Raw genomic sequence first — 18,284 nt, forward strand, 5'->3', positions numbered from 1 at the left:
GCTAGGGAAACTCCCTCGAGCAGCGGCGCGGGGGCACCGGCGGCATTGCGGAGAAACCGCCTGAGCGAGTCGGGCGCCAGCCTACTTTCCCAATGTTGACAAGCACTTGCTGCATTCGCAGGGGGCCTGGCAGCGCCCCAGGTTCGCCTTCCGTACCGATTGTTTGAAGCTTGAAAAGAACGGGCGCATGTCGCACCCCAACAACAGCTTACGCACCGCGTCGATTTGGTCGATAAGCGCCCGTTTCGGGCGCTAAGCGCTCAAATTGGTCTGGGAACCCGCGGCACGGCGGCCAGCAGCGCGCGCGTGTAGTCCTGCTGTGGCGCACCCAGCACCTGGGCGCAACTGCCGCTCTCGACGATGCGGCCCGCCTGCATCACGGCGACGCTGTCGGCCACGTATTCGACGACGCCGATGTTATGGGTGATGAACAGATAGGACAGGCCGCGACTGCGCTGCAGCTCGCGCAGCAGATTGAGGATCTGCGCCTGCACCGACACATCCAGGGCCGAGGTCGGCTCGTCGCAGACGATCAGGCGCGGCTCGACGGCCAGCGCGCGGGCGATCGCGATGCGCTGGCGCTGGCCGCCGGAGAACTCGTGCGGCCAGCGCTCCAGCGCGTCGCGGCGCAGGCCCACCTGCTCGACCAGCGCCTCGATATTGCGCCGGCGCGCGGCGGCATCCAGCTCGGGCCGCAACGCCAGCAGCCCCTCCTCCAGCAGCTCGAACACGCGCAGGCGCGGGTTCAGCGAGGCGAACGGGTCCTGGAAGATGATCTGCACCTGGCGGCGCGCCTCCAGCAGCGCCGCGCCGTCCAGGGCGAACAGATCCTGACCGTCCAGCAGCGCCTGGCCCTCGATCAGGGCCTGGCGGCGCAGCAGCTGGACGATGGCCTTGCCCGAGGTCGTCTTGCCGCAGCCGGACTCGCCGACCAGGGCCAGGGTCCGGCCCGGCTCAATGCTGTAGGAGACGTCGTCGACCGCATCGAAGAAGCGCGGCTTGCCGCCGAAGCGGCCGCCCTTCAACTCGAAACGGACGCGCAGCTTCCGCACGTCAAGCAGCGGCCGCTGTTCCGGCGCAGCTTCGGCAAATGCCGCGGCCGGGCTCGCCGGAGCCGGCTCCACCCGCGGCAGCGCCTCGCCCGGCTCGGTATAGAGCAGGCAGCGGACCTCGTGCTCCGGGCCCTCGACGCTCATCCGCGGCAACGTGCCGGCGCAATGCCGCATCGCGCGGTCGCAGCGCGGCGCAAAGCGGCAGCCCTCGAAATCCAGCCACAGCGGTGGCACCGTGCCGGCGATCGCCGCCAGCGGCTCGCCGCGCTTGGCCGCGTCGGGCAGCGCCTGCAGCAGCAGGCGCGCATAGGGATGCTTGGGAGCAGCGAAGAACTCGGCCGCCGGCGCCGTTTCGATGATCTGGCCGGCATACATCAGCGCAACCCGATGCGCCATGCCGGCGACGACGCCGAGGTCGTGGGTGATCAAGAGCACGCCCAGCGAGCGCTCGCGCTGCAGGTCGCGCAGCAGTTCCAGGATCTGCGCCTGGATGGTCACGTCCAGCGCCGTGGTCGGCTCGTCGGCGATCAGATAGTCGGGCTCGGCCGCCAGGGTCATCGCGATCATCACGCGCTGCTTCTGGCCGCCCGAGAGCCGGAACGGGTATTCGTCGATGCGCCGCTCGGGCTCCGGAATGCCGACTCGGCGCAGCCATTCGATTGCCTTGGCCCGCGCGGCCGCGCCGCGCAGCGGCGTGTGCGCCTCGATCGCCTCGACGATCTGCGCGCCGACCCGCATCACCGGGTTCAGGCTGGTCGAGGGCTCCTGGAAGATCATGCCGATGCGGCCGCCACGCACCGCGCGCATCCGCGCCTCGGGCAGGGCGAACAGGTCCTCGCCGTCCAGGCGCAAGCGCCCGCCGGCGATGCGGCCGTTGTCGGGCAAGAGGCGCATCAGGGCCAGCGCCGTCATGCTCTTGCCGCAGCCCGATTCGCCGACCAGGGCAAAGGTCTCGCCGCGCGACAGCGTCAAGCGCATGCCGGCGATCGCCCGCACTAAGCCGGCGTCGGCGTCCAGCGCCACCTCGAGTTCGTCGATCTGCAGCATCAGGCGGCCTTGCCCTTCTTGTGCAGCACCTGCGGGCGCAGATTGCGCGCACGGGGGTCGAAGGCATCGCGCACGCCGTCGGCGAACAGGTTGGCAGCCAGCACCAGGCTGACCATGAAGCCGAAGGCGGCCGCGAAGCTCCACCAGACGATGGGGTCACGCGACATCTCCGAGCGGGCCAGATTGATCATGCCGCCGAAGCTCATCATGCTCGGGTCCACGCCGACGCCGACATAGGTCAGCACCGCCTCGTAGAGGATCAGCTCCGAGAAGCTCAGGACCACGGTGATCAGCACCAGGTGCATCACATTGGGCACGATGTGGCGGCGCATGATGCGCGCATCGCTGACGCCGAAGGCGGTGGCCGCCTGCACATAGTCCAGCTCGCGCAGCTTCAAGGTCTCGCCGCGCACCAGCCGGCACAGCCCGGCCCAGCCGGTCAGGCCCAGGATCAGGCAGAGCAGGAACATCTTCAGATCGGCGCGCTCGGCGCCGGTCTCGAAGGCTTCCGGGTTCTTGTCCAGGAAGACCTGCACCATCAGCACGCAGGCTGCGATCAGCAGCACGTTCGGCACCGAGGTCAGCAAGGTGTACAGATACTGGATCGCCTCGTCGACCCAGCCCTTGAAATAGCCGGCCAGCACGCCCAGGCCCAGCGCCAGCGGCAGGGTCGCCAGGGTCGACAGCGCGCCGATCACGAAGGCGGTGCGCACGCTCTTGAGCGCCTGGTAGAGCACGTCGTTGCCGGTGCGGTCGGTGCCGAACACATGGTAGTGCGGCATCAGCAGCGCGACCGGCCCGGCCAGCAGCGCGATCACGGCCAGCGTGCACAGCACCGCGCGCAGCGGATAGCGCGTGCGGTCGGCCAGCAGATCGCGCAGCGCCGGCGCGAGGCCGCCATGCCGGCGCGCCAGCGCGGCCGCCGTCGCCAGCATCAGCAGCGCGGAAACGGCGAGGCCCAGGCCCAGGCCGGCCGCCGCGCGGCCCAGCACATCGCCGGCCCATTCGCGCTGCGGGTCGCGCAGATGCGCGCCACCGAACTGCAGGCGCGGATAGTCGCGCCGCAACCCCTCACTCTCGCCCGCCACGTTCTCCTTGTTGAAGCCGCGCCAGGCCAGCGGCTCGGAATAGCTGGTCTCGCGCATCTCGACCTGGCGCGCCAGCAGGCCGTCCAGCAGCGATTCGGTATGCGTGTCGTAGAAGGGCTGCCTGCCGCGCTCGGCCAGCTCGGCCACCGGCAGCGCGCGACGGAAATGCACGCTGTCCAGCAGGGTCACGAGCAGGAACAGCGCCATCACGACCCCCGCGCACAGCGCGACCGGATCGTGCACCACGCGCAGCCAGCTCGCGCGCAGGCCGGCCTGGCCGCGGATGCGCAGCCCATAGAGCAGCAGCGCGGCCAGCAGCGCCCACAGCGCCGCATCGGTCCACAACACAACGATCTTGAAACCCATGGTCCCGTCCTCAGCCCAGCCGCACGCGGGGGTCGACCCAGCTGTAGGCGATGTCGATCAGCACATTGCTGGCGATGTAGAGCGCCGCGCCGAGGAAGACCATCGTGCGCACGATGGCGAAGTCCTGGCCGCTGATCGCCTCGATGACGAAGGCGCCCAGGCCCGGAATGCCGAAGAAGCTCTCGAACACCAGGCTGCCCAGAAAGACATAGGGCAGATAGCTGCCGGCGCTGGTGATGATGGGGATCAGCGCATTGCGCAGCACATGGCGGAACAGCACGATCTGCTCGGACAGGCCCTTGGCCCGCGCGGTGCGCACATAGTCCTTGCCGATCTCCTCCAGGAACATCGCTCGGTACAGCCGCGCCTCGCCGCCCAGCCGCGAGAGCAGCGAGAGCAGGATGGGCAGGACCAGGAACTTGATCGCGTCCAGGCCCGGCGCATAGCCGTTGATCGGCACCAGGCGCAAGAGGCGGGAGAAGAAGTACTGGCCGACGATGATGTAGAAGAGGCTGGAGATCGACAGCATCAGCACGCACAGGACCACGCCCCAGAAGTCGATGCGCGTATTGCGGAAGAACACCAGCAGCAGCGAGAAGGCCACGCTGACGATCACCTGCAGCACGAACAGCGGCAGCGCCAGCTGCAGACTCACGCCCATGCGCGTCTTCACCTCGTGGCCGATGTTGATCGCCTGGCGCGCGTCCGAGCGGCCGAAGTCCAAGAGCATCAGCGAGACCGAGCGCTCCCACAGCACCGTGTGCGTCAGCTTGGCCGCCCGCTGCTGTCGGTCGTCCCAGTAGACCGGCTTGTCGTAGCCGCGCTCGGCCTTCCACTGCTCGATCTGCTCCTGCGTCACCCGCTTGCCGCCGATGTTGAGCCGCGCCATATCGTCGGGCGTGTTGACCGAGAAGAACAGCACGAAGGTCAGCAGATTGACGCCGACCAGGATCAGGAGCCCATAGCCGAGCCGGCGCAGCATGTAGTTCAGCATCGTCGCCCCCGCCTCAGCCCTGGTAACCCGGCGCCAGCGCCTGCTCGCGGCGGCGGTAGCTGCGCCGCGTGCCCCAGGCGATGGCCGCGATGCCCAGCGCCAGCAGCGCCAGCGGCCACCAGATGGGCGAATTCCAGGCGGCGATCTTGCGCGTGCGCTCGGCCGCGTCCACGCGGTAGTAGCGCGCGACGTCGCGGATCACGACGCCGGGCTTGCCGTTGTGCACCCAGGACTGGAAGGCCAGACCCGAGTAGGACCAATAGCCCCAGGCCCAGGGCGCGTCCTCGCGCGCGATCGCGACCATGCGGTCGATCACCTGCTGCTTCTCCGGCCCTTCTTCCAGCGTCTGCAGGCGCCGGTAGAGCCGGTCGAACTCGGGATTGGCGTAATTGGCCGCGTTCTCGCCCTCGTGCAGCGACTTCGCGTTGGGCCCGTAGAGCAGGAAGAGGAAGTTCTCCGCATCCGGATAGTCGGCGAACCAGCCCCACCAGAAGACCTGGTGCTTGCCCTTCAGCACCTTCTCCTGGAACTGGTTGAAGTCGGTCGCTCGCACCTCGAGCTGGATGCCCAGCTTGGCGAACTGCTTGACCATCCAGTCGTTCTCGGCCTTCAGCTCCGGCGTCGGCGTGCGCTGGTAGTCGTAGCTGAGCACCAGCGGCCGGCCGCTCTGCGCGTCGCGGCCCTCCGGATAACCCGCCTCGGCCAGCAGTTGCCGAGCCTCCTCGATCGAGCGGCGCTCGATGCGGCCGTCCACCCGCTTGTGGGTCACCGGGTTGAAGCCCTCGGGCTCGCCCTCGCGCGAGCCGAACACGCCGGGCGGCACCGGGCCGTGAGCGGCGTCGCCGCCCTTGTTGCGGAAGATGCGGCCATAGCCCTCCTCCCAGTCGATCGCGATCGACAAGGCCTGGCGCAGCTTGCGGTTCTTCAGCTGCTGTTCGGGCGTGTCGCCGCGGCCGACCACCGGGTCCAGCCAGTTGAAGCCCAGATACCAGTTGGTGATGTCGACCGCCATCGGGAACTGGTAGCCGCGCTCGTCGAAGCTCTTGCGCACCTCGTCGGAATCGTTCTTGTCGACCATGAACTCGACGCCCCAGTCGGCCCGATCGATCTCGGGCAGGTCCAGATAACCCTGCTTGAACAGCTCCTTGATCGGCACCCGCTCCTTGACGATATTGGCCACCACCTTGTCGACGAAGGGCACGGTCTTGCCGCAGTCGGCCAGGCGGCCGGCGGCCCGGTCGTCCGGCGCGCCCTCGCAGGGATAGTGGTCGACGCGGTAGTTCGGATTGCGCGACATCACATGGCGGCGATCCTGCTGGTACTCCGTCATCATGAAGGGCCCGGTGCCGACCGGCCAGCGGTTCCAGGACAGGCTGGCCTCGCTCATGCCCGGCTGCGCATAGAAGGCGTCGAGCTCCCAGGGCACCGGCGCGAGAAAGGTCGTCGCCATCCAGTAGTTCCACTGCGGGTACTTGCCCTTGATGCGGATGCGCAGCAGGTGCTTGTCGACCGCTTCGGCCCCGGTCAGCGGCCAGCGGCGGAAGTCCAGGAAGGGCTTGTCGGCCAGGGTCTCGGGCAGGCCCTGCAGCTGCTTGGCGCTTTCCCGGCGGATCAGCTCGCCATATTCGCGCAGGCCCAGCACATGCTCGGCGAACAGCGCGAAGACCGGCGCCTCGATGCGCGGCGAGGCATGGCGCTTCAAGGCATAGACGAAATCCTCGGCCTCCAGCTCGCGCGTGCCCTGGACGGCAAAGTCCCAGGGCGAACGCTTGTCGCCCAGCTGGTCCCGGCTCAGCCGGTGGTAGAGGTAGCGGCCCTGCCCGTCCTTGGCAAAGGCCGGATGCGGCGCGTATTTCAGGCCCGGCCGCAGCGGCACCTCGTAGACGCTTTGCGCGATGCGCTCGACCGGCGCATCGTCGGGCAGGCGCTGGCCCTTCTCGTCCAGGTAATAGGGCTTGACCACCTCGGACGCCGCGCGCCCGATCAGCTGGTAGGGCCGCTTCAGGTAGTGGTAGCCGTAGGGCGGCTCGTAGATCTCGTAGGTGTAGGCGCTCTCGGGCGCCGCGTACGAGGAGGTCGGGTCCAGATAGCGCGGCGAGCGTTCGGTGAACGCCATGTAGAGGGTGTTCTCCTTCTCGGCGCCGAGCGGATGCGGGCTGTTGTTGCAGCCGGCCAGCAGCAGGCCGACGCCGGCCAGGAGGCCGGCCAGTGCAGCAGTTGCCGATGTTCGCTTCAGACCGATAAGCCCACGCACGCGAGTTCCCTCAAACCACAGATCTCGCAGTCAACAAACCGGGCGAGACAAAAAGAACGCCTCCGGCGCGAGCCGGCTCGTGACCGGCGCCCAGGAGGCATTGCTTCACATCATAGCCGCTGCCGCGAGGGGCCCGGCCGCGGGCCGTCAATGGGCGTGGTCGTGGCCTTCGTGCGCGTGCGAATGGTGGTGATGGTGCTGAGGGTCGCCCTGCCAGCCGATGAAGGCGTCGCGGCCCTGCACCAGCAGCTCGACCTTGGCGCCGACCGGCAGGCAGACCTTGGTCCGCACATGGCCGAAGGGCAGACCGCTGAGGATGGGCGTCTTGGTGCGCGCGCGCACCGCCTCGATGGCCGACTTCAGCGTGTAGCCGCGGTCCAGCGGCGACTTGCGCCAGGCGCTGAACTCGCCCAGCACGACGGCCTTCTGCGCGTCCAGGATGCCGGCCTGCTGCAACTGCAGCAGATTGCGCTCGACCCGGTAGGGATGCTCGTTGACGTCTTCCAGGAAGAGGATGCCGCCCTTGATCCGCGGCAGATGCGGCGTGCCCAGCAGCGAATTCAGCACGCTCAGATTGCCGCCCCAGAGCTGGCCCTTGACGGCCAGGCCGTCAAAGCCGGCCTCGGTGCGGAAGCCGACCGCCTCCAGCAGGCCGTCCATCGCCTCGGTGAAGCAGTCCTGCGTCACGTCGTCGACACCGCCCTCCTCCTCCGTGCGGCCGAAGTCGTCGCAGGCGAGCGGGCCGGCCCATGTCTGCGGCCCTTGCTGCTTGGCATGGGCCAGCAGGCCCAGCTGCAGCGAGGTCAGATCGCTCTGGCCGACCCAGCGCGTGCCCTGCTCGACGCTCCTGGCCAGCAGCGGCCAGTCGATGCGATCCAGCAGGCGCGTCAGGCCATAGCCGCCGCGCGTGGCCATCGCGATGCTGGGCGCCTCGGCGGCCACGCGGTGCAGCGCGGCCAGGCGCGTCTCGTCGTCGCCGGCAAAACGCTGGTGCTTGGCCAGCGCATCGGCATCGACCTGCACCTCGAAGCCCAGGGCCTTGAGCCGCTTGGCCGCGCGGCGCAGCGGCTGGGCCTGGGCCAGCACGCCGGCGGGGGTGTAAAGGGTCAGCGTCGTCGTCATGGATTCGTCGTGTCGGGATCGAGATGGAGGACCTCGCCGGTCGGGATCGGCTCGGGCTCGGCCGCGGCGCGCAGGGCATCGCGACGCTTGCGGGCGGCATCGCGCCGCTCGGCGAAGAACTCGCGCAGCAGCGCGGCCGAGGCCTCGGCCAGCACGCCGCCGGCGATGCAGGTATGGTGGTTCAGCTGCTTGTGCGCGAACAGGTCGAGCACCGAGCCGGCGACGCCGGTCTTGGGGTCGGGCGCCGCGAAGACCACGCGCTTGAGCCGCGCATGCATCATCGCCATCGCGCACATCGCGCAGGGCTCCAGCGTGACGAAGAGCTCGCACTCGGGCAGGCGGTAATTGCCCAGCAGGGTCGCCGCATGGCGCAGGGCGACGATCTCGGCATGCGCGGTCGGGTCCTGCGTCGTGATCGGGCGGTTGTAGCCGGTCGCGATCACCTGGCCGGCGCGCATGATGACCGCGCCGACCGGCACCTCGCCGACCAGCCAGGCGTTCTGCGCCTGGTCGAGCGCCAGCCGCATCGCGTACTCGTCGGCGGCGCTGGGCGTGGGGGCGGAGAGAGGCTCGTCGGTCATGGGCATGGCAGCGCGGCCGGTCAGTGTATCAAGCGGCCTCGAGCGGGCCGCTATGCTGGCGGCCATGCAAGACGCGCTGTTTCCCGACGACGAAGCGGTGCTGGCCGAGCCCGCGCCGCCCGCGCTGCCTGCGGCCAGGCCGCGCGGCGCCGGCGTGCAGGCCCGGCCCGTCGACGAGGAAGAGCGGGCCCTGGCCGCGGCGCTGCCGCGCGGCCTGCATCTGGGCGGCTCGTCCTGGACCTATCCGGGCTGGGCCGGCCTGGTCTGGGACAAGCGCTATTCCGAGCAGCAGCTGTCCAAGAGCGGCCTGGCCGCCTATGCGCGGCTGCCGCTGCTGCGCGCGGTCAGCATCGACCGCGGCTTCTACCAGCCGCTGACGGCCAGCCAGTACGAGCGTTATGCCGTGCAGGTGCCCGAGGATTTCCGGTTCACCGTCAAGGCGCCGAGCCTGGTCTGCGACGCCCTGCTGCGCGAGGACGGGCGCGGCCTGCGCGCCAACAGCGGCTTTCTCGACCCGGCGCTGGCGCTGCAGGAGTTCGTCGAGCCGGCGCTGGAGGGCCTGGGCGGCAAGATCGGCGCGCTGGTGTTCCAGCTGAGCCCGCTGTCGGCGCCGCTGCGCGAGGACATGGCCGGCGTGCTGCGCCGGCTCGAGCAGATGCTGCAGGCCCTGCCCTCGCTGAAGGCGGTGGCGCCGGACGGCGTCGTTGCCGTCGAGGTGCGCGACCCGGAATTCCTGACGCCCGAGTTCGCGGCCATCCTGCGCGCGGCCGGCGCCACGTATTGCCTGGGCCTGCATCCGAAGCTGCCGCCGCTGGCGCAGCAGCTGCCGATCCTGCGCGCGTTGTGGCCCGGCCCGCTGGTCTGCCGCTGGAACTTGCACCGGCTGCATGGGCCTTATGGCTATGAGGAGGCGCTGAAGCGCTACGGCGAGTTCGACCGCATCGTCGATGCCGATCCGGACACGCATGCGGGCCTCGCAAAGGTGATCCGCGGCACGACGGCCGCCGGCCACAAGGCCTATGTGACGGTCAGCAACCAGGCCGAGGGTTGCGCGCCGCTGAGCCTGCAAACCCTGGCGCGGGCCGTGCTCGATCAGGGCTGAGCCTCGGAGGCGCGCGCGGCGCCCTGCTGCAGCGCCGCGTCGACCTGCTGGCGCAGCTGTTGCGGCAGATTCGTCGCGGCCGGCTCCGAGGCGGCGGCGGGCTGGGCCACCGGCCGGGGCGCCAGGCTCTTCGCCTGCTGCTTCATCATCAGCATCACGATCGCCAGCACGATCACCAGTCCCAGGATACTCAGCGCAGCGCGCATGCTCACACTCCTTGTTCGCGATGTCGGCGCCTAGCCCTGCAGCGGCCAGCGCGCCAGCTTGATATGACGATGCTGGCCGATCAGGCTGTCGACCAGGGCGAATTCCGTGGCGTGCCAGGCCGGTGCCTCGATCGCCTGCGGCGGCACCAGCTCATCGTCGTACATCAGGGTCAGGTGCGGGGTGAAGCGCGGGTCGGTGGCGATGCCCGCCGCGGCCAGCGCCTCGCCGAGGCGCCGGCGGAATTCGCGCACCGCGTCCAGGCCCGCGCCGCCGCTGAGCACCAGCGGCCGGTTCTTCTTCGCGCGGCGCTCGAAGCTCAGCAATTGATCGAAGCGCAGCGCAATCGGCGACTGGCGCAGCGTGGCGGCGGCCCGCTCGGCGCGCTGGCACAGCTCTTCCGGCATGCCGACGAAATCGCCCAGATGGTGGAGCGTGACGTGAAAGCGTGCCAGGTCGTGCGGCCGCCCCTTCAGCCCCAGTTGCAGCTTCAGCCGCGAGGCCAGCGCCGCGATGGGCAGCGCCTGGGCCGTCTCGGGATAGAGGGCAAAGAAAAGCCGGTGGTCCGGCGGGGCGTCGGCGGGCGCTGGGCTCATGCCCGCAGTCTATGCGGTCGCCGACGCTTCCTCGGCCGGGCTGGGCAGCACCTGGCGGCGCTTGCCCAGCCACAGATAGAGACCGCTGCCCAGCACGATGAGGGTGGCGATGTCGAGCAGGGCCCAGATGATCTTCATCGGCATGCCGCCGTAGTCGCCGAAATGCAGGGGCTGGGAGAGCAGCAAGGCGGCCAGATACCAGGGCAGATCGGGCGCGGCCGTCAGCTCGGCGCTGACCGCATCGACCAGCACCGGCTGCAACAGGCGCGAGGTCAGCGGCGTGTTGCCGCGCAGGAAGAAGGTGTTGTGATGCGGGCTCGAGAACGAGGTGCCGGGGAAGGCGATGAAGGACAGCTTCGTGCCCGGCGCCTGGGCCAGCGCCACCTCCAGCGATTGCTGCAGCGGGCCGCGCTGCGCCTCGGCGACCAGGGGCTGATCCTTGTACGGCGCCAGCAGGCTGCTCAGCTGGTCGTGCTGCCAGTACTTGACGACCAGATCGGCCCAGGTATTGATCATGCCGGTGGCGCCGACGACCAAGGCCCAGACCAGGGTCACGATGCCCAAGAGATTGTGCAGGTCCAGCCACTTGATCCGCGTGGACTTCTCGCGCCGCACCTCGCCGAAGGCCAGCTTGCGCATGAAGGGCGCGTAGAGCACGACGCCGGAGACGATGGCGATCAGCAGCAGCAGGCCCATGCCGCCCAGGAACAGCTTGCCGGGCAGGCCGGCGAACAGGTCGACATGCAGGCGCAGCATCAGGTCCATGAAGCCCTCGCCAACCCGGTATTCACCCAGAACCCGGGCCGTGCGCGCATCGACGGCGATGGACTTGAAGTCCTCGGTCGGTGCCGGCGTTGGCGTCAAGGTGACCGACCAGGTCCGGTCATCATCCTCCGGCTGTGAGGCGAACTGCACGATGCGCTCCGGATAGAGCGCCCGCGCGGCGGCAAGCACCTGGTCCAGCGGCGCGCGCGGCGCATCGAGCGCCATCTCCGGCGCCTCGATCTCGTCGCCGAGCAGATGGCCGATTTCGTGGTGGAAGATCAGCGGCAGGCCGGTCAGGCACAGCAGCAGCATGAAGACGGTGCAGACCAGGCTGCTCCATTTGTGCAGCCAGGACCAGCTCTTGATCGCCTTCGGGCTCAGCATCGCAGGATCAGAAGTCGGCGCTGAGGCTGAGGTTGACCGTGCGCGGCGCGCCGATCACCAGATAGCCCTGGTCGGGGTAGCCGCCGGAGGAGGCCCAGTACTTCTTGTTGGCCACGTTGTCGATGCGGGCGCGCGCGGTCAGCAAGGTGCCCTTGAGCTCGAACAGGTAGCGGGCGCCGATGTCGAAGCGGGTCCAGTCCGGCACGGCGATCGTGTTGGCGCTGTCGGCATAGACGCCGCCGGTGTAGCTGAGGCGGCCGTCCAGGGCCAAGCCCGAGATCGCGGCGACTTCCCATTCGACGCCGAGATTGGCCTGCGTCTTCGGGACGCCCAGGGTGCGCTTGCCCTCCGTCGCGGCCGAGCCGGTGTCGCGCTGCGTCGTGTCCAGCCAGGTGATGCCGCCCAGCAGCTTCAGGCCACGGCTCGCCTCGCCATAGACGTTCAGCTCCAGGCCGCGGTGCTCGTCCTCGCCCTGCGGCGCGGCTTGGCCGATGGCCAGCGCGCGCGGCTTGTCGGTGGAGAAGGCGGCGGCGCCGAAGCCGATGCGGCCGGCGTCGTACTTCAGGCCCAGCTCCTTCTGCTTCGACACATAGGGTGGCAGCATGCGCTCGGGCTGGCCGCCGGCGGCGGCGATGGTCGAGCCGCGGCTCAGGCCCTCGATGTAGTTGGCATAGGCCGACAGCTGCCTGCTGAACTTGTAGACGGCGCCGAACACCGGGCTGGTGCGGTCCATGTCGTAGGGCGTCAGCGCCTGCGTGTCGTAGGCGTATTCGTCGACGGACAGCTTTTGGTAGCGCGCGCCGAGGGTCACCAGCAGGCTGCCGTCCAGCAGGGACAGGGTGTCACCCAGCGCGAAGCTGCTCAGCTCCGTGACGGCGGTCAGCCCCGGGTCGGCCAGATTGTTGCCCTTGAAGGCGCCGGCGGTGAAGGCCGGCAGCGGCGAGTAGGTCGGCGCGTAGAGATTGGTCGCCTGGGTGTTGAAGTAGTCCCAGATATAGGCGGCGTGGTTCTTGGCCTTGAAATAGGCCGCGCTGGCGACCCACTCGTGGCCGATGGAGCCGGTCCTGAGCTTGCCGCGCAGGCCGATCTCGCCGGTGCCGATCTGCTCTTGGCGGGTATTGTCGAAGCGCGAGGTGTTGCCGTCGCCATTGGCGGCATTGGTCACGGTCAGATTGGCCAGCGAGTTCGCCTCGTCGTTGCGGCGCATGCCCCAGGCGGCCCAGGCGGTCAGGTCCTGCGCCACATCCCATTCACCGCGCAGGGTGCCGAACACATCACGCTCGTTCGAATAGGTCCAGGGCTGGGCGAAGTTCGAGTCGGCTTCCGGCAGGGCCGGCAGCGCCGTCAGGCCGAAGCCCAGGGTGACGCTGGTACGGCTGCGTTCGAGCTTGTTGTCCTGGTAGCCGATGTCGCCGGAGAGGCGCACATCGCGGCTGCGCCAGTCCATGCCGACCGCAAACAGGCCGAGCTTGTTCTTCTCGTCGGCGATGGCCGTGCCGCCGTCGCGGTAGGCGGCATTGACGCGCAGGCCGGTGGCCTTGTCGGAGCCGAAGCGGCGCGCCACGTCCATCGCGACATTGCCCTGGCCGCCGTCGCCGCCACCGACGGTCAGGCGGGTCAGCGCCTCGTTCGGGGCGCGCTTGGGCAGCAGATTGATATTGCCGCCGATGCCGCCGCCGTTCGGGCTGGCGCCCATCAGGAAGGCGCTGGCGCCGCGCAGCACCTCGACGCGCTCGAACAGCTCGGTCGCGATGTACTGGCGCGGCAGCAGGCTGTAGAGGCCGTTGTAGGCGATGTCGTCCGAGCTGAGGATGAAGCCGCGGACGAAATAGGCCTCCTGGAAGTTGCCGAAGCCGCGGGCGACGCGCACGCTGGCGTCGTTCTGCAGCACCTCGCCGACGCTCTTGGCCAGGCGGTCCTGGATCAGCTCGTTCGTGTAGGCGGTGATCGAAAACGGCGTGTCGAGGTTGTCCTTGCTGCCGAGGATGCCGGCGCGGCCGCCGCGTGCCACCTGGCCACCGGCATAGCTGGGCGACAGGCCCTGGGCCGAGGCGTCGGCGCTGGCATTGATGGTCACCACCGGCAGGGTGGTGACGGCGGCGTTCCTGTCGGCCTCGCTCTGCGCCTGGGCGGCGGACAGCAACACGCAGTTCAGCGCGGCCGCCAGCGCGAGCGCGTTCGGCTTCTTGTTCTTCATGGTGTTTTTCTAGCGTTTCTTGTTGGCGGGAGCACGCAGGCCGAACCAGGCCATCACCAGCACCGGGAAGCCCAGCGCGAACCAGGACCAGACGTCCCCCCAGTGATCGGACACCAGCGCGCTGAGCAGGCCGCTGGCGCTCAGCACGCCGAGGGCCAGCGGCCAGGCCCATAGGCGCAGGCCGGCCGTGAAGGGCCTAGCCCCCGTCGCCGTCTGCGGCGCGGTGTCTGCCGTCGTGGCCGGGTTCGATCTCGCCTGCATGCTCACAAATACAAATAGGAATAATTCTCATTATAAACGTAGACAAGGCTCAGCCCGACCGCTTTGCGGCGATGCAACATCGCGCGGCTGGACGCGCGGGCCGATCTGCGGTCTGCTTCGCAGCTCGTCCGTCGCCGAATTCACCAGCTGTCCATGCACTCGATCGAAGCGGTCCTGACTCTCCTGCTGGCCGTTGCCGCCAGCGGCTATCTGGTCTGGGCCCTGCCCTTCTCGCTGCCCTTGCCGCTGGTGCAGATCGGCCTGGGCGCGCTGATCGCCGGCGTGCTGCACCGCGGCCATGCGCTGGAGCCGGAGCTGTTCTTCCTGCTCTTCCTGCCGCCGCTGCTGTTCCTGGACGGCTGGCGCATTCCCAAGCAGGGCCTGGTGCGCGACCGGCGCGCGATCCTGCAGTTGGCGCTGGGCCTGGTGGTGTTCACCGTCGTCGGCGCCGGCTACCTGATCCACTGGATGATCCCGACCATGCCGCTGGCGCTGGCCTTCGCGCTGGCCGCGGTGGTCTCGCCCACCGATCCGGTGGCCGTCTCCGGCATCGCGACGCGCACGACGATCCCGCCGCGGCTCAAGCACATCCTCGAGGGCGAGTCGCTGCTGAACGATGCCTCCGGCCTGGTCTGCTTCCAGTTCGCCGTCGCGGCGGTGCTGACCGGCGGCTTCTCGCTGCGCGCCGCCGGGATCAGCTTTCTGTGGGTGGCCGGCGTCGGCCTGGCCTGCGGCGTGCTCGCCGTGCGGCTGATCAATCTCGCGCAGGACTGGATCTGGCGCCGCATCGGCGACGAGGTCGGCCCGGCCATCCTGGTCAATCTGCTGACGCCCTTTGCCGCCTATCTGCTGGCCGAGGGCCTGCAGGCCTCGGGCATCCTGGCGGCCGTCGCCGCCGGCATCACGATGAGCTTCATCGAGCTCAGCGGCAAGGCGACCGGCAATCTGCGCGTGCAGCGCGCGGCGATCTGGGACATGGTGCAGTTCAGCTTCAACGGCATCATGTTCGTGCTGCTGGGCGAGCAGCTGCCCGGCATCTGGAGCGCCGCGCTGCAGAGCCTGCCGGCCAGCGGCCGCAGCAGCCCCTGGTGGCTGCTGGCCTATGCGCTGGCGCTCAGCGCCGGCCTGATGCTGCTGCGCTTCGTCTGGGTCTGGGTGTCGCTGCACGGCGTCTCGCTGCTGCAGCGCCTGCGCGGCCGCCCGGTCCTGCTGCCGCCCTGGCAGATCGTGCTCGCCACCGCCCTGGCGGGCGTGCGCGGCGCGATCACGCTGGCCGGCGTGCTGACGCTGCCGCTGGCGCTGCCGGACGGCTCGCCGCTGCCGGCGCGCGCGCTGGTCGTCTTCCTGGCCGCCGCGGTGATCCTGATCTCGCTGGCGGTCGCCACCGTGGCGCTGCCGCGCCTGCTGCAGGGCCTGCAGCTGCGCGAGGAATCGAGCGAGCAGCTGCAGGAGGAACTGGCGCGCCAGCAATCGGCCAAGGCCGCGCTGGCCGCGATCGAGGCGCTGCGCCTGCGCCTGGTCGAAGAGGCGGCCAGCGGGCAAGCCGACGCGGCGCCGGTGCCGCCGGCCCGCGCCGCGGCCGTCTACAACGAGGCCGCCGCCCGGATCGCGCTGCGCTACCAGCACATCGTCCAGCGCGGTGGCACGGCCGGCTCCGGCGAGGGCGAGGAGAACGCGCTGCAGGACCTGCAACGGCTGGAGCAGGCACTGCAGCAGCTGCGCCAGGCCGGCCTGGCGGCCGAGCGCAGCGAGCTGTTCCGGCTGGCGCGGCGCGGCAAGATCTCCGATGCGCTGTCGCGCCGGCTGGTGCGCGATCTGGACCTGCTCGATTCGCGCGAGCAGCGCTGAGCGCCGCCAAAAGAAAAGGCGCGGTGGCCGAGGCCAGCGCGCCTTCCGTCGAGCGGGTCGAGCGAGAGGATCAGCCCTTCATCGCCGCCAGCGCCGCGTTCAGCGTCTTGCTGGGGCGCATCACGGCGGCCAGCTTGTCGGCATCGGGCTTGTAGTAGCCGCCGATGTCGACCGGCTTGCCCTGCACCTCGGCCAGTTCCTTGACGATGGTCTGCTCGTTCTCGGTCAGCGCCTTGGCCAGCGGGGCGAAGCGCTGGGCCAGCTCGGCATCCTCGGTCTGCGCGGCCAGCTCCTGCGCCCAGTACATGGCGAGGTAGAACTGGCTGCCGCGGTTGTCCAGCTCGCCGGTCTTCGGCGACGGGCTCTTGCGGTTGTCCAGCAGCTTGCCGGTGGCGGCGTCCAGCGTCTTGGCCAGGATGGTGGCCTTGGCATTGCCGGTCTTCAGGCCCAGGTCCTCCAGGCTGACCGCCAGGGCCAGGAACTCGCCCAGCGAATCCCAGCGCAGGTGGTTCTCCTCGACCAGCTGCTGCACATGCTTGGGCGCCGAGCCGCCGGCGCCGGTCTCGTACATGCCGCCGCCGGCCATCAGCGGGACGATGGACAGCATCTTGGCGCTGGTGCCCAGCTCCATGATGGGGAACAGATCGGTCAGGTAGTCGCGCAGGATGTTGCCGGTGGCCGAGATCGTGTCCTTACCGCGGATCACGCGCTCCAGCGTGTAGCGCATGGCGCGCACCTGCGACATGATCTGGATGTCCAGGCCCGTCGTGTCGTGCTCCTTCAGATAGGTGTTGACCTTCTTGATCAGCTCGGCCTCGTGCGGGCGGTACGGGTCCAGCCAGAACACGACCGGCATGCCGGAATTGCGGGCGCGGGTGACGGCCAGCTTGACCCAGTCGCGGACCGGCGCGTCCTTGACCTGGCACATGCGCCAGATGTCGCCTTCTTCCACGTTCTGGCTCAGCAGCACCTCGCCGGTGGCCAGGTCGACGATATTGGCGACGCCGGCCTCGGGCACCTCGAAGGTCTTGTCGTGCGAGCCGTATTCCTCGGCCTGCTGGGCCATTAGGCCGACATTGGGCACCGTGCCCATGGTCCTGGGATCGAAGGCGCCGTGCCACTTGCAGAAGTTGATGATCTCCTGGTAGATGCGGGCGAAGGTCGACTCGGGGATCACCGCCTTAACGTCCTTCAGGCGGCCGTCGGCGCCGTACATCTTGCCGCCGGCGCGGATCATCGCCGGCATCGAGGCGTCGACGATCACGTCGTTGGGCGAGTGGAAGTTGGTGATGCCCTTGGACGAATCGACCATGGCCAGCTCGGGGCGGTGCTCGTGGCAGGCGTGCAGATCGCGCTTGATCTCGTCCTGCTTGGCGCTCGGCAGGCTGCTGATCTTGTCGTAGAGATTGGCCATGCCGTTGTTGACATTGACGCCGAGCTCGTCGAACAGCTTGCCGTGCTTCTCGAAGGCTTCCTTGTAGAAGATCTTCACGCAATGGCCGAACACGATCGGGTGCGAGACCTTCATCATCGTGGCCTTGACGTGCAGCGAGAACATCACGCCGGTCTTGTGCGCGTCCTCGATCTGCTGCTCGTAGAACTCGAGCAGGGCCTTCTTGCTCATGAACATCGAGTCGATGACCTCGCCGGCCTGCAGCGCGACCTTGGGCTTGAGCACCGTGGTCTTGCCGCTCTTGCCGACCAGCTCCATCTTGACCTCGCAGGCCTTGTCCAGGGTCATCGACTTCTCGCCGTGATAGAAGTCGCCGTGGAACATGTGCGAGACATGGCTGCGCGAGGCCTGGCTCCATTCGGCCATGCTGTGCGGGTGCTTCTTCGCGTATTCCTTGACCGCCTTGGGCGCGCGACGGTCCGAGTTGCCCTCGCGCAGCACCGGGTTCACGGCCGAGCCCAGGCAGCGGGCATAGCGGGCGCGGATGGCCTTCTCTTCCTCGGTCTGCGGGTTGTCCGGGAAGTCGGGAATCTTGTAGCCCTTGGCCTGCAGTTCGCGGATCGCCTGCACCAGCTGGTTCTGCGAAGCGCTGATGTTCGGCAGCTTGATGATGTTGGCGTCCGGGGTCAGCGTCAGCTTGCCCAGCTCGGCCAGATTGTTCGGCACCCGCTGCTCATCGCTGAGCAGCTCCGGGAACTCGCCCAGGATGCGCGCGGCCACCGAGATGTCGCTGGTGCCGACCTGGATGCCCGCCGGCTCGGCGAAGGCCTGCATGATGGGCAGGAAGGAGCTGGTGGCGAGCAGAGGCGCTTCGTCGGTCAGCGTGTAGATGATGTTCGGCTGCTGGGTGCTCATTGATCGGTGTCCTGGAAATAGATGCCTCGCTGCCGTCGGCACCGGGGCGCGTGATCAAAACAACGCCACGGCCGCGGGCCGGCGCGAGCCGGCGGCCGCTGCCGCAGCGACGCGT

The 18,284-nt window shown here is 69.0% G+C and carries 14 protein-coding genes; 2 read left to right on the top strand and 12 right to left on the bottom strand.

Annotation, left to right across the window (positions count from 1 at the left end; translation table 11 throughout):
- Positions 1-260: 260 nt before the first annotated feature.
- The 6 genes from QWJ38_RS17355 to tadA all read right to left on the bottom strand — a co-directional run bounded on the left by QWJ38_RS17355 (position 261) and on the right by tadA (position 8,504).
- Positions 261-2,099, bottom strand: a complete 1,839-nt coding sequence (locus tag QWJ38_RS17355) for an ABC transporter ATP-binding protein (protein ID WP_290360358.1) — start codon at positions 2,097-2,099, stop codon at positions 261-263.
- Positions 2,099-3,553, bottom strand: a complete 1,455-nt coding sequence (locus tag QWJ38_RS17360; protein WP_290360359.1) for an ABC transporter permease — start codon at positions 3,551-3,553, stop codon at positions 2,099-2,101. Before QWJ38_RS17360 ends, QWJ38_RS17355 begins: the two co-directional genes overlap by 1 nt.
- A gap of 10 nt (positions 3,554-3,563) precedes the next feature.
- Positions 3,564-4,547 (bottom strand): ABC transporter permease, encoded by a 984-nt coding sequence (locus tag QWJ38_RS17365; RefSeq protein WP_290360360.1) that lies wholly within the window; start codon positions 4,545-4,547, stop codon positions 3,564-3,566.
- A gap of 13 nt (positions 4,548-4,560) precedes the next feature.
- On the bottom strand, positions 4,561-6,801 hold the full coding sequence (locus QWJ38_RS17370) for an ABC transporter substrate-binding protein (RefSeq protein WP_434063993.1): 2,241 nt from the start codon (positions 6,799-6,801) through the stop codon (positions 4,561-4,563).
- Between the two features lie 147 nt (positions 6,802-6,948).
- The gene (locus QWJ38_RS17375; RefSeq protein ID WP_290360361.1) at positions 6,949-7,923 is read right to left on the bottom strand and encodes an LD-carboxypeptidase; all 975 of its coding nucleotides are present in this window, start codon (positions 7,921-7,923) and stop codon (positions 6,949-6,951) included.
- Positions 7,920-8,504, bottom strand: coding sequence for a tRNA adenosine(34) deaminase TadA (gene tadA / locus QWJ38_RS17380; RefSeq protein WP_290360362.1), 585 nt, complete (start codon positions 8,502-8,504; stop codon positions 7,920-7,922). The genes QWJ38_RS17375 and tadA overlap by 4 nt, the downstream gene beginning before the upstream one ends.
- Positions 8,505-8,568: 64 nt before the next feature.
- On the opposite strand from tadA, the gene QWJ38_RS17385 reads away from it, so the two are divergent.
- The gene (locus tag QWJ38_RS17385; RefSeq protein ID WP_290360363.1) at positions 8,569-9,606 is read left to right on the top strand and encodes a DUF72 domain-containing protein; all 1,038 of its coding nucleotides are present in this window, start codon (positions 8,569-8,571) and stop codon (positions 9,604-9,606) included.
- On the opposite strand, the gene QWJ38_RS17390 is transcribed toward QWJ38_RS17385, so the two are convergent.
- The 5 genes from QWJ38_RS17390 to QWJ38_RS17410 are packed head-to-tail and all read right to left on the bottom strand — an operon-like array spanning position 9,597 to position 14,013.
- Positions 9,597-9,812 carry a hypothetical protein gene (locus QWJ38_RS17390; RefSeq protein WP_290360364.1) on the bottom strand — a complete coding sequence of 72 codons (216 nt, stop codon included), beginning with the start codon at positions 9,810-9,812 and terminating at the stop codon, positions 9,597-9,599. The genes QWJ38_RS17385 and QWJ38_RS17390 overlap by 10 nt on opposite strands.
- A 30-nt stretch (positions 9,813-9,842) precedes the next feature.
- Positions 9,843-10,406, bottom strand: coding sequence for a 2'-5' RNA ligase family protein (locus QWJ38_RS17395; RefSeq protein WP_290360365.1), 564 nt, complete (start codon positions 10,404-10,406; stop codon positions 9,843-9,845).
- A 9-nt stretch (positions 10,407-10,415) separates the two neighbouring features.
- On the bottom strand, positions 10,416-11,555 hold the full coding sequence (locus QWJ38_RS17400) for a PepSY-associated TM helix domain-containing protein (RefSeq protein WP_290360366.1): 1,140 nt from the start codon (positions 11,553-11,555) through the stop codon (positions 10,416-10,418).
- Between the two features lie 7 nt (positions 11,556-11,562).
- Entirely contained in the window at positions 11,563-13,752 is a 2,190-nt protein-coding gene (locus QWJ38_RS17405) for a TonB-dependent receptor (protein WP_290360367.1), read from the bottom strand.
- A 9-nt stretch (positions 13,753-13,761) separates the two neighbouring features.
- Positions 13,762-14,013: a hypothetical protein gene (locus QWJ38_RS17410; protein WP_290360368.1), complete on the bottom strand. Its 252-nt coding sequence runs from the start codon at positions 14,011-14,013 to the stop codon at positions 13,762-13,764.
- A gap of 153 nt (positions 14,014-14,166) precedes the next feature.
- On the opposite strand from QWJ38_RS17410, the gene QWJ38_RS17415 reads away from it, so the two are divergent.
- Positions 14,167-15,861 carry a Na+/H+ antiporter gene (locus QWJ38_RS17415; RefSeq protein ID WP_290360369.1) on the top strand — a complete coding sequence of 565 codons (1,695 nt, stop codon included), beginning with the start codon at positions 14,167-14,169 and terminating at the stop codon, positions 15,859-15,861.
- A 70-nt stretch (positions 15,862-15,931) separates the two neighbouring features.
- Here the strand turns inward: QWJ38_RS17415 and QWJ38_RS17420 are convergent, their stop codons facing one another.
- On the bottom strand, positions 15,932-18,169 hold the full coding sequence (locus QWJ38_RS17420; protein WP_290360370.1) for an NADP-dependent isocitrate dehydrogenase: 2,238 nt from the start codon (positions 18,167-18,169) through the stop codon (positions 15,932-15,934).
- Positions 18,170-18,284 lie beyond the last annotated feature (115 nt).

It is taken from the genome of Roseateles violae, assembly GCF_030410485.1.
GTDB lineage: Bacteria > Pseudomonadota > Gammaproteobacteria > Burkholderiales > Burkholderiaceae_C > Roseateles_D > Roseateles_D violae.

What these genes read in the sequence shown, in the direction of transcription:
- QWJ38_RS17355 (WP_290360358.1), bottom strand. Translation starts at nt 2,099, where the DNA reads ATGCTGCAGATCGACGAACTCGAGGTGGCGCTGGACGCCGACGCCGGC.
- QWJ38_RS17360 (WP_290360359.1), bottom strand. Translation starts at nt 3,553, where the DNA reads ATGGGTTTCAAGATCGTTGTGTTGTGGACCGATGCGGCGCTGTGGGCG.
- QWJ38_RS17365 (WP_290360360.1), bottom strand. Translation starts at nt 4,547, where the DNA reads ATGCTGAACTACATGCTGCGCCGGCTCGGCTATGGGCTCCTGATCCTG.
- QWJ38_RS17375 (WP_290360361.1), bottom strand. Translation starts at nt 7,923, where the DNA reads ATGACGACGACGCTGACCCTTTACACCCCCGCCGGCGTGCTGGCCCAG.
- tadA (WP_290360362.1), bottom strand. Translation starts at nt 8,504, where the DNA reads ATGACCGACGAGCCTCTCTCCGCCCCCACGCCCAGCGCCGCCGACGAG.
- QWJ38_RS17385 (WP_290360363.1), top strand. Translation starts at nt 8,569, where the DNA reads ATGCAAGACGCGCTGTTTCCCGACGACGAAGCGGTGCTGGCCGAGCCC.
- QWJ38_RS17390 (WP_290360364.1), bottom strand. Translation starts at nt 9,812, where the DNA reads ATGCGCGCTGCGCTGAGTATCCTGGGACTGGTGATCGTGCTGGCGATC.
- QWJ38_RS17395 (WP_290360365.1), bottom strand. Translation starts at nt 10,406, where the DNA reads ATGAGCCCAGCGCCCGCCGACGCCCCGCCGGACCACCGGCTTTTCTTT.
- QWJ38_RS17400 (WP_290360366.1), bottom strand. Translation starts at nt 11,555, where the DNA reads ATGCTGAGCCCGAAGGCGATCAAGAGCTGGTCCTGGCTGCACAAATGG.
- QWJ38_RS17405 (WP_290360367.1), bottom strand. Translation starts at nt 13,752, where the DNA reads ATGAAGAACAAGAAGCCGAACGCGCTCGCGCTGGCGGCCGCGCTGAAC.
- QWJ38_RS17410 (WP_290360368.1), bottom strand. Translation starts at nt 14,013, where the DNA reads ATGCAGGCGAGATCGAACCCGGCCACGACGGCAGACACCGCGCCGCAG.
- QWJ38_RS17415 (WP_290360369.1), top strand. Translation starts at nt 14,167, where the DNA reads ATGCACTCGATCGAAGCGGTCCTGACTCTCCTGCTGGCCGTTGCCGCC.
- QWJ38_RS17420 (WP_290360370.1), bottom strand. Translation starts at nt 18,169, where the DNA reads ATGAGCACCCAGCAGCCGAACATCATCTACACGCTGACCGACGAAGCG.